The organism is bacterium (assembly GCA_013360195.1).
Classification (GTDB): domain Bacteria; phylum Electryoneota; class RPQS01; order RPQS01; family RPQS01; genus JABWCQ01.
In genome coordinates this window covers 103,277-112,738 of the sequence record JABWCQ010000009.1, presented here as the reverse complement: position 1 = coordinate 112,738, position 9,462 = coordinate 103,277, and the positions used below count along the sequence as shown (strand labels likewise).

The 9,462-nt window shown below is 55.5% G+C and carries 12 protein-coding genes; 1 reads left to right on the top strand and 11 read right to left on the bottom strand.

Translation table 11 applies throughout. The features are described from left to right. Nucleotides 1-420, top strand: a 420-nt coding sequence (locus tag HUU59_08385; protein ID NUO19448.1) for a T9SS type A sorting domain-containing protein, incomplete at its 5' end; no start/stop codon positions are given. Between the two features lie 81 nt (nt 421-501). On the opposite strand, the gene HUU59_08380 is transcribed toward HUU59_08385, so the two are convergent. From HUU59_08380 to HUU59_08330, 11 genes are read right to left on the bottom strand one after another with little or no spacing between them, the layout of a single operon-like run. Next, nucleotides 502-1,251 carry a redox-sensing transcriptional repressor Rex gene (locus tag HUU59_08380; GenBank protein ID NUO19447.1) on the bottom strand — a complete coding sequence of 250 codons (750 nt, stop codon included), beginning with the start codon at nt 1,249-1,251 and terminating at the stop codon, nt 502-504. A gap of 9 nt (nt 1,252-1,260) precedes the next feature. After that, nucleotides 1,261-2,712, bottom strand: a complete 1,452-nt coding sequence (locus tag HUU59_08375) for a sugar transferase (GenBank protein NUO19446.1) — start codon at nt 2,710-2,712, stop codon at nt 1,261-1,263. Nucleotides 2,713-2,735: 23 nt separating this feature from the next. Then, the gene (locus HUU59_08370; protein ID NUO19445.1) at nt 2,736-3,422 is read right to left on the bottom strand and encodes a biliverdin-producing heme oxygenase; all 687 of its coding nucleotides are present in this window, start codon (nt 3,420-3,422) and stop codon (nt 2,736-2,738) included. 29 nt (nt 3,423-3,451) lie between these two features. Next, nucleotides 3,452-5,962, bottom strand: coding sequence for a DNA gyrase subunit A (gyrA, locus tag HUU59_08365; protein ID NUO19444.1), 2,511 nt, complete (start codon nt 5,960-5,962; stop codon nt 3,452-3,454). 59 nt (nt 5,963-6,021) lie between these two features. Next, nucleotides 6,022-6,531 (bottom strand): DUF1572 family protein, encoded by a 510-nt coding sequence (locus tag HUU59_08360; protein NUO19443.1) that lies wholly within the window; start codon nt 6,529-6,531, stop codon nt 6,022-6,024. A 21-nt stretch (nt 6,532-6,552) separates the two neighbouring features. Further along, nucleotides 6,553-6,864, bottom strand: a complete 312-nt coding sequence (locus tag HUU59_08355; GenBank protein NUO19442.1) for a hypothetical protein — start codon at nt 6,862-6,864, stop codon at nt 6,553-6,555. 21 nt (nt 6,865-6,885) lie between these two features. Beyond that, the gene (locus HUU59_08350) at nt 6,886-7,260 is read right to left on the bottom strand and encodes a hypothetical protein (protein ID NUO19441.1); all 375 of its coding nucleotides are present in this window, start codon (nt 7,258-7,260) and stop codon (nt 6,886-6,888) included. Nucleotides 7,261-7,303: 43 nt separating this feature from the next. Continuing rightward, nucleotides 7,304-7,639, bottom strand: a complete 336-nt coding sequence (locus HUU59_08345; protein ID NUO19440.1) for a hypothetical protein — start codon at nt 7,637-7,639, stop codon at nt 7,304-7,306. Further along, nucleotides 7,636-8,235: a hypothetical protein gene (locus HUU59_08340; protein NUO19439.1), complete on the bottom strand. Its 600-nt coding sequence runs from the start codon at nt 8,233-8,235 to the stop codon at nt 7,636-7,638. Before HUU59_08340 ends, HUU59_08345 begins: the two co-directional genes overlap by 4 nt. A 26-nt stretch (nt 8,236-8,261) precedes the next feature. Beyond that, nucleotides 8,262-8,783: a putative metal-dependent hydrolase gene (locus HUU59_08335; protein NUO19438.1), complete on the bottom strand. Its 522-nt coding sequence runs from the start codon at nt 8,781-8,783 to the stop codon at nt 8,262-8,264. A gap of 3 nt (nt 8,784-8,786) precedes the next feature. Next, nucleotides 8,787-9,416: a putative metal-dependent hydrolase gene (locus HUU59_08330; GenBank protein NUO19437.1), complete on the bottom strand. Its 630-nt coding sequence runs from the start codon at nt 9,414-9,416 to the stop codon at nt 8,787-8,789. Nucleotides 9,417-9,462 lie beyond the last annotated feature (46 nt).

Sequence of the window (9,462 nt, the reverse complement as noted above, 5' to 3'; positions counted from 1 at the left end):
TGGGGTCACGAGAGCGGGCCGTATCATCCGACGCTAAATCCAACCGGTCAAGGCGACACGCTGCTCAGCGATTCCGTGACGTTCATTCCGTGGCTGACCGCACCACCCGATACGACCCAACCGTCCGCAATCAGACCTGAGCCCGTCCGACCCGTCGTCGGAACGTGGGATTTGCAAGCTGTTTTCCCAAATCCATTCAATAATGCGTTCACCCTGTCGCTTGCCGGATTCACGGGGAATGCATTCCGTCTCGCGATGCACAACGTTCTCGGTCAGGAAGTCGCCGAACTGTATTCCGGTCCAATGCTTGGCGGAAGCTATTCGTTCACGGTCTCCGCCGAACTTGCCAGCGGCATCTACTTCATCGTTGCACACGATGACCTCGTCACCGAGTCTATCAAAGTTGTGCTGTTGAAATAACATCAAGTGACTTTAAAACTATAGAAAACCCCGGCTCATCGCCGGGGTTTTCATGTCTGAAGAGTCAGCACGAAGTTGTATTTACTGCTCTAAAATCTGTCGCGGTTTTTGACCTTTGCTCGACAGCGCGTAAGAGAGTGCCTCGATTTCGATGGCCATGTTTTCATTACGAACTGCAACACCTTTGGGAACGAGAATGGATGTGGGTGCGAAGTTCAGAATAGCGCGAATCCCGGCATCCACAAGCTGATCAACGACCTTTTGTGCGGCAAGGGCGGGAACTGCCACAACGGCGATTTTGATGTTCTCGGCTTCAATGACCTGTTTCGCCGTGGCAAAGTCCCGAACGACATGCTCACCGACCATTTGTCCGACTTTTTGCGGGTCGCTGTCAAAGACGACTTTAATCATGAAGCCCTGCTCAGCGAATTGCTTGAAGTGCACAAGAGCGGTGCCGATATTTCCGACACCGACCAAACAGACGTTCCACGTGCGGTGAAGTCCGAGAATTTTGCTGATAGCGCGATGGAGATCCACGACACTGTAGCCAAGTCCCCGCCGTCCGAACGCGCCGAAAAAGGACAGGTCCTTGCGAACCTGCGCCGCCGTCAGATTGTTCAATCTCCCGATTTCGTCAGAGGAGATGGTTGTCTTTTCAGCACTCAGCGCATTCTGCAGTGTGCGATAGTATTTTGACAGCCGCTTGACCGTCGCGTCGGACACATGATTGGTCGACTTCGACTGTTTTGCGTCGGCGGCGTTTTTTCTTTTCTTTTTCGGTGCTCTGCGAGTTTTCTTCGCCAGTTTCTTTGCAGCTTTCTCTGCAGCCATGTTACTTCCTTACATTGCTCCTTTGCCCGAGATCACTGCCGCCACGGTGCGCAGCAGGATGCGTATATCCAGCCACAAGCTCCAATTCTCGACGTAATATAAATCGTACGCGGTGCGCTCTTCAATGGTCGTTTCGCTGCCGCGCAATCCGTTCACCACCGCCCAGCCGGTTAAACCGGACTTCACGCGGTGACGGTCGAGATAATTGGGAATGTACTCCGCGAATTTGTTGACGAATTCCGGACGTTCGGGACGCGGTCCTACCAATGACATGTCGCCGCGCAGAACGCTCCAGAATTGCGGTATTTCATCGAGCGACCAGCGGCGCAGAAATTTTCCGACACGCGTCACGCGGGGGTCGCCGCGCACCGCCCACACCGCACCGGTCTTGGCTTCGGCGTCGGTCCGCATGGAACGGAATTTAATCATATCGAATTCGTGGCCGTCCATGCCGACACGCCGTTGCCGGTAGAACAGCGGTTTGCCGCTGTCAATCAGCACAGCGACTGCAATCAGCGCATAGAGCCACGAGAACACGAGCAGGAAAAGCGCCGAAAATGTGAAGTCCATGATGCGCTTGGCGACATATCCCCAACCTGCCATCGTGAGCGTCTTCAGCTTCAGCACCGGCTTGCCGCCGATTTCCGTAACCACAACGCGCGAACGTGTGACATCCATTGCGGGCGGCACATACAGAAGCTCAAGCGGCGTTCCCTCCGCGGCCTTGACGACATCGCCCATGAGCGCTTCTTCATCGCTTGACGGTGCAAGCATCACCGCGTCGAGTTCGTGCTCCTGCCAAAGATTGCGAAGCATCTGCACTTCACCCAGGCTTGGCCCATCGGGCACGGGTGACTTTCCGAGTGCTCCGACAAGCTCATAACCGCGAGCGAGTTGGTGGTCAAGATTTTCCCACAAACGCGCCGCTTCAATACCAGTTCCCCACACGGCGATGCGCTGCACGCCGATGCCGCGATTGAACAACGAGCGTCGCATCCGCTGATACACCGCACGCGCGATGACAAGTGATGGAACCATGAGCGCGACGGTCAGCAAAAACACCAGCCGCGAGTAGCTGAACTCCCGGTAGAAAAAGATGCCCGCCATCACCAGACCCATCGAGAGAATAGATCCCCGGATAATGCGGCCGATTTCACGGTCGAGCGGGCTGGCTGTTTCCGTCTGATAAAGGCCTGACGACCACCCGATGACAACATACGTCAAACCGAGAATCGCGCCAAACGAGAGATATTCGACCGCGCTGGGCACCCAATAGGAGTGGAAGACTTCATAGACGGGACCGAAGAAGCGAACATAAAAGGCAAGCAGCGAAGCCATCAGGACCGCGAAGAAGTCCATGACGCTTCCGGCCATGGGCAGCCAGAAGCTGGACAACAGTGAACGCTTGCGAGTTGACCCGGCGATACCGTGCTTGTAGCTCATGTCCTGTTTGCGTTTCACGTTCATTCCCGGTTCGCTGTCAATTATCTGCACACCTGCGCATGCCACTTGCCCACGGCACGAAACGTCTCCTGCGCAGCATGAACAGCCTGTTCAAATTCCACTTCGCTCAAATCAAGCGAGTCAAGCCAGCCTTTGAACCGCATCCAGTTGGGACGAGTTTGACCGTTGTCGAGGTTCAGAAATGCGGCTCCGTTGTCCGGACCGACTCCGATGTTACCGCGCACGGCATGAGCGATGAAGGCGTTGCCGTTGCGCGAGCCGCGCCGGACATACTCGACACCGGCGAGCTCCGCGACCGATTTGATACGCGGAAAATCGTATGGAACTTCAAGTCTTTCACGCGACCCAGTGAGCAGCTCAATATCCCGCTCGCACAGCATCGCCGCGTCGACATGTTCCGCAAAGTAGCCGGTCTCCTTCAAGTCCGTGCGCAATCCGAATTCGTGCACTGCGCCGAGCACGGCTCGCTCGAAACCATATGCGGACTTGAGGAACAGTATGTACGCGTCGCGATATTGTGTTCTTTGAGCATCCGCGTCCGCGTCGTCAGCGCGAACCTTCGTTACGATGCGCCGGTTAATCTCAGAGCCATGTTCAACTTCGTGGTGCAGGGCATCGGTGGCTTCCTTCAGCCGGGTTGAGAGCAACCCGTGCCGTGACTCGGCAACCCCCATATCCGCAACCGTAACTTCAGGCAATGTGTGCACAGTTCTCCCCTGTGTTCTGATTTCGATAATTAAACGTCCGTATCCAATTCCATTTCGCCGTCGTCTTCCTCGTTGACGATTTTCGCGACGTCGGCGACTTTATCTCCGTTATCCAGTTTTATGACGCGTACGCCTTGAGTGACGCGACTCATCGTACGAACATCCTTCACGCTCTGGCGAATCACGACACCCTGCTCGGTAATGATAATCAGGTCGTCGTTATCTCCGACTTCCTTCATCGCAACCATTCGACCGGTCTTGTCGGTGGTTTTAAGCGCAAGCACGCCGCCCGCACCGCGTTTGGTCAAGCGGTAATCCGAAACGTCGCTGCGCTTGCCGTAACCCTTTTCGGTAACGGTGAGAATCGTCGAATCTCCGCGCACCACAATCATGCCGACGGCGTCAATACCGGGCTTGAGCAGCACGCCGCGTACGCCGATGGCTGTTCGTCCCATCGCACGCACGTCGCTTTCATTGAAGCGCACGGCCTTGCCTTCCGTCGTGCCGATAATGACTTCATTGCTTCCATCGGTCAATGCCGCGTCAAGCAGCTCGTCGCCGTCTTCGATGTTGATGGCGATAATGCCGTTTGAGCGCGGATTTGAGAATTCGGACAGCGCCGTTTTCTTGACCGTGCCGCGCTTCGTGCACATCAAGACATAACGGTCATCGGCAAACTCCTTGACAGTGACATAGGCGCGTACTTTCTCTTCCGCGCTGCGTTCAATCAGATTGACGAGCGCCTTGCCGCGAGTTCCGCGGCCCATCTGCGGAATCTGATAGACTTTCAGCCAGTAGCACTTTCCTCTGTCCGTGAAGAACAAAATGTAATCGTGAGTCGAGGCAATAAACAGCGTCTCGACCCAGTCGTCGTCCTTTGTCGTCGCGCCCTGTGAACCTCTGCCGCCGCGGCCTTGCTTGCGGAAACCTGACACCGGGAAGCGCTTGACATAACCGGAGTGCGAAATCGTGACCACCATTTCTTCCGGTGCGATGAGGTCTTCGATGGTGACTTCGGCTTCATCCTCAACAACTTCGGTGCGCCGCTTGTCACCGTACTTTTCCTTGATCTCTTCAAGCTCCGTGCGCACAACTTCCAGCCGCAGATGACGGTTCTCGTCTTTAGCCAGCGGCTCCAGCTCCGCAATTTTTGCCTTGACTTCCCGAATTTCGTCGGCCAGCTTCTGCCGTTCGAGTCCGGTCAGTCGGGCCAATCGCATATCGAGAATGGCTTTCGCCTGCTTTTCCGATAGTCCGAAACGATCGCGCAGCTCCATGCCCGCGACTTCCGGTGACGACGCCGCGCGAATAATGCTGATGACTTCGTCAATATGATCAACGGCAATCTGGAGTCCTTCCAGAATATGCAGTCTGTCGAGCGCCTGCTGCAGTTCAAAGCGCACGCGTCTGAGCGTCACCTCGTTGCGGTGTTCGAGGAACTCGGAGATCATCTCGCGCAGCGTCAGCACACGCGGCACGCCGTGGACAAGCGCCAGCATGATTACGCCGAAGGACTCCTGCATCGGCGTGTGCTTATAAAGCGCTGCCATCACCACTTCCGGTACAGCCTCACGCTTGAGTTCGATGACCAGCCGCATGCCGTCGCGATCGGATTCATCACGAATGTCCGCGATTCCTTCAATCTTCTTCTCGTTCACCAAATCGACAATTCGCTCGATTAAGCGAGTTTTGTTGACCTGATAGGGAATTTCACTGACGACGATTTTGGTGCGGCCGCTGGCTTTCTCCGGCTGTTCAATGCTCGCCTTAGCGCGCACGACGATTTTTCCGCGACCGGTCAGATAGGCGTCGCGAATACCTTGCTTGCCGAAGATGATGCCGCCGGTCGGAAAATCCGGTGCTGTGACATGCTGCATCAAGTCGGCGCTGCTCAGCGTCTCGTTCGCAATCATGGCAATCGCCGCGTTGCAGACTTCGATCAGGTTGTGCGGCGGAATGCGCGTCGCCATTCCGACCGCAATGCCGTCTGATCCGTTGACCAGCAGATTCGGAATTTTTGACGGCATGACGGACGGAATCATAATGGACTCGTCGTAGTTCGGAACGAAGTCCACCGTATTTTTGTCAATATCGGACAGCATTTCCTCGGCAATGCGGTTCATGCGTGCCTCGGTGTAACGCATCGCCGCTGCACCGTCGCCGTCTACGGAGCCGAAATTACCCTGACCGTCCACGAGCGGATAGCGCAGGCTGAAGTCCTGCACCATGCGCACCAGCGTGTCATAGATCGCCGCGTCACCGTGCGGGTGATACTTTCCCATGACGTCGCCGACGATACGCGCGCATTTCTTGTACGGGCGTCCGGCACCGAGACCGAGTTCCAGCATGCCGTAGAGAATGCGGCGGTGCACCGGTTTCAGTCCGTCACGAACGTCCGGAAGCGCACGCGACACAATCACGGACATGGAGTAATTGATGTACGAAGATTTCATTTCATCTTCGACATTTACGGGGATGATCCGTGAGTCGCCGTTCCCGTTTCCGTTCAACGGAAGATCAAGTGTTTCTTTGTCGGACATGTGTTAGGTGTGTGATTTTCTGCATAATGTTGGCCGCGTATCGGATTCCGGTCGCGCTCTTACGTTCCTTCCAGGTGCTGATACCATCCAAATCCCTCGGCGGTCAGCTCTTTGGTGCGCATGACAATCTGTCCGGTGTGATAGGAGAAGTGCTCGACGACGTGGTAGATATCCTTCATCAGCACGTACTCCATATTCTGGATTACTCGCTTCTCCAGCAGCTGCGCGGGATCAAATCGCTCGAGCACGTCGCAGGCCTCGTTGACCGTAATTTCGAGGTCGGACAGCAGCACGCCTTTCGTCGGCGTGAGCATATCGTCGTAGTGAATTTGGAATTCCTTCGAGCGAGTGCGGACGTCCGGTTTTCCCCCGCAGCCGGAAATAATGTGCTGCCGGACATTTCCCGCCAGATGCAGGAGCAGGTTGCCGATCGAGTTGGACGCTGGATTGGGACGCCACCAGATCTGTTTGTCATCAAGCCGGTTGACGGACTCCTCAATCTTGCCGTAAAACTCGCGCAGGAAATTTCTGCTCGTTTCCAGAAAGAACTCGCCGTGAGCGTGATTCATGACTGCCCCCTAATTTCGCGCTTAATAATCGAAAGCGTCTTTTTCCTGTTTGCCGCCCGACGGTTCGAACCGGAAATTGGAGTATATCTCCTTGCCGTCCACATAGGTATAAACTCCGATGGAGCTCTTGTTGCCCGGCAGCACTTCAACCAGCCGGTTGTACGCGCATTCTGCCGCGCGAATCATGTTGGCATAACCCTTTTGCTCGAACAGGTTACGCAAATGTGCGAGAATCTGCTGCTTGTTCTTGGACTCGGCAATCGCCTTTTCAAACGCGTCCCAGTTGACCTCTTCGACCTTCTGCCACCCGCGCTTCACTTTTGCATCAGACATGTTATCGTCAATCCCGCTTGCTTACTTGTTCTTTTTTGCTTCTTTGGCAGCACGCTTGGCTTCCTTCTTCTCCAGCTTGTGCTCTTTCTTGTCCATCTTCAATTCTTTTTCGCGCAGTCTGTGGTCCTTCTGCTCAACCTTATTCCGCTTCAGCTCAAGTTTGGCTGCTTTCAATCTTCCTTCGAGGTCGGCGATTTCCTGCTTCAGCTCAAACTCACGTTTTTCAAGGGCTGTGCCCTCTTCGCGTAACGCGCGTCGGCGCGCCTCGAGTGAGTCGGCATTTGCTTCAAGAATTGCCTTCTGATCCTGCGGCGGCGGAGTGGTGTCCTGCGCAAAATTCTGCGACACTCCGGCAAACAGCAACGCCGCGAATAACAACGTGTACAACGATTTCATCATAAACTCCTTCTGTTTCTTGGGTATCGCGCACGGTGTGCGGTCAGCCCGATCTTTCTTTATCCGGAAAATCGCGCGACAGACCCGAGCGAAAATCCGTTACCATGACAAACACCTTGCGGTGCAGCTCTTCCAGTTCGCCGCTGCGCCGTGCCATGTCACCAAAAGTTTTTTCCAATTCGACCAGCGACGGAAACTCCATCGTGATGTGAAATTCCCCCAGTTCGTTCGGCCCGAAACCGAGCTTGCGCCGCGTCAGCCGCCACGCGCTCATATCACCTGATTTGACGAGAAACTCCATCAGCGCGCGCACGTTTTCGGCAAACTCGAGGTCCCGCCGCGACTCCTTCAGGTTGCACCAGACGTGGTAGATGTTCATCTTCTCACAACCGGATTCTTCTCCCGCGCCGTTCCCAGCTTCGCCATCACTGCTCCTCCAATCGCCCATCTGACGGCTCCGTCCACGATATTCACAAGCACATATCCCGTCGGAAACACATACCATATCCACTGTTCAAGCTGCACGACCGCCATGCCCACTGTTCCGGCAATCGTTACGAACAGCACTTTGCCGCCGAATGTCAGTCCCGGAACAGCCGCCAACAGCCATAGCAAGACGAACGACATGAGCACCAGCACAATGAAATCCAGAATCATCGGCATCGCCATTCCGGCCATTCCTTCGCGTGCGATCGCCATGAACACAACCGGACCCTTCGCGCTCTTTTCCCACGACTCTGCTTCGCGCCGAGCGCGTTCTTCGTCCGTAATTCCTTCTTCCATCGCGCCCGCCATCGGCGACACGTAAATTCCCGAATGCGGTGCCTCTGTCATCAGCACTTCCGCTACCAAATCTTCATCGCGAAACGAGTTGTAGTTCGCGTTGTGCCACGGCAGCAGCATGTGTGACATGGCGCCCCAAACGAACATTGCCAATCCCGCAAGAACTCCAGCCAGAATGAATCGGGTTCCCATGCTGACCTCCTTTGGAGGATATAGTTTTACCAGCCCATGCGCTTGCGCAGCGCGAGTATGTGTGCCGTGTGATGTCTGCCGTGCCAGGCGGAGTAGGCGAGCAGATAGTCAATCGCCTCTTCGCCGCGCGCGAAGTGAATATACTTCCGCTCAAAGTCCGCAGGACTCATCGCCTCCAGAATCGCAACCCAGCGCACATGCAATCCTTCCAGCAGCATCAGCGCGGAATCTACCGGCGACTTCGTGTCGGCAAGCTTCAGCCATTCATCGTCGTTGTACCCCATGAACCGCGGACACTCTTCCGTCAGAGCATGCTTCGTTCTGCTGTAGAAAATGAGGCTCGCGTCCGTCAGATGATGCACAACCTGTCTGACCGTCCATCCGCCCTCGCGATAAGGCGTGTCGAGCTGCGCGTCGGTCAGCCCGGCAATCGCGTTCCCAAGTTCAAACGGCATCTCGCGAATCAGCTCAATTCGCTCGCGACGCTCCGCCGCCGTGGCAGCTCCGTTATACTGGAACTTGCCAATCGGGTATTTCAGTTCTTCCATGTCTCACCATCCCATCCGTTCGCGCAGCTTCGTGATGTGCGCGATGTGATGTGTGCCATGCCACGAATATAACCCGAGCAGCCATTTGATGTCCAGGTCCTGTCCAGGCCGCTCGGGATGTGTCATCCGGCGATCAAACTGCTCCGGAGTCAGTTTTTCAAGCAGCAATATCCACTTCTCGTGAATCGCCTCGAGCAGCTTTAGGGAAACTTCCGGCTCAAGAAATCCGTCCGGGGTGTTGACCCAATTGGTCTGATTGTAGGGCCGGATTTCGTAGTTGTCTTCGGTCAAAGCGAACTTGGTGCGCATGTAAGCGTTCAGATGTGAATCGGAAATATGGTGCACAAGCTGCCGCACCGTCCAGCCGCCTTCGCGATAAGGTGTGTCGAGCTGCCGGTCATTCAGCCCCGCGATAGCCGCGCGCAGCTTGTTCGGCTGTTCGCGCAAAACGGCGATGCTCTCCGCGCGCTCCGCGGCCGTTGCAGGCCGCTTTCCGTCAAACTTTCCAATCGGATACTTCAGCAGTTCGATGTCCACGATTACTTCTTCTTTTTCTTGTGTTGGGCGATCAGTGTTGCGATTGATTCCGGCATTTCGCGGCAGGTGCAATGCTTCGCGTGCTCGATATGCCATTCGACACGTTCGTCGAGTGTCGGATTCTTCGGCATCTTGTGTGCCA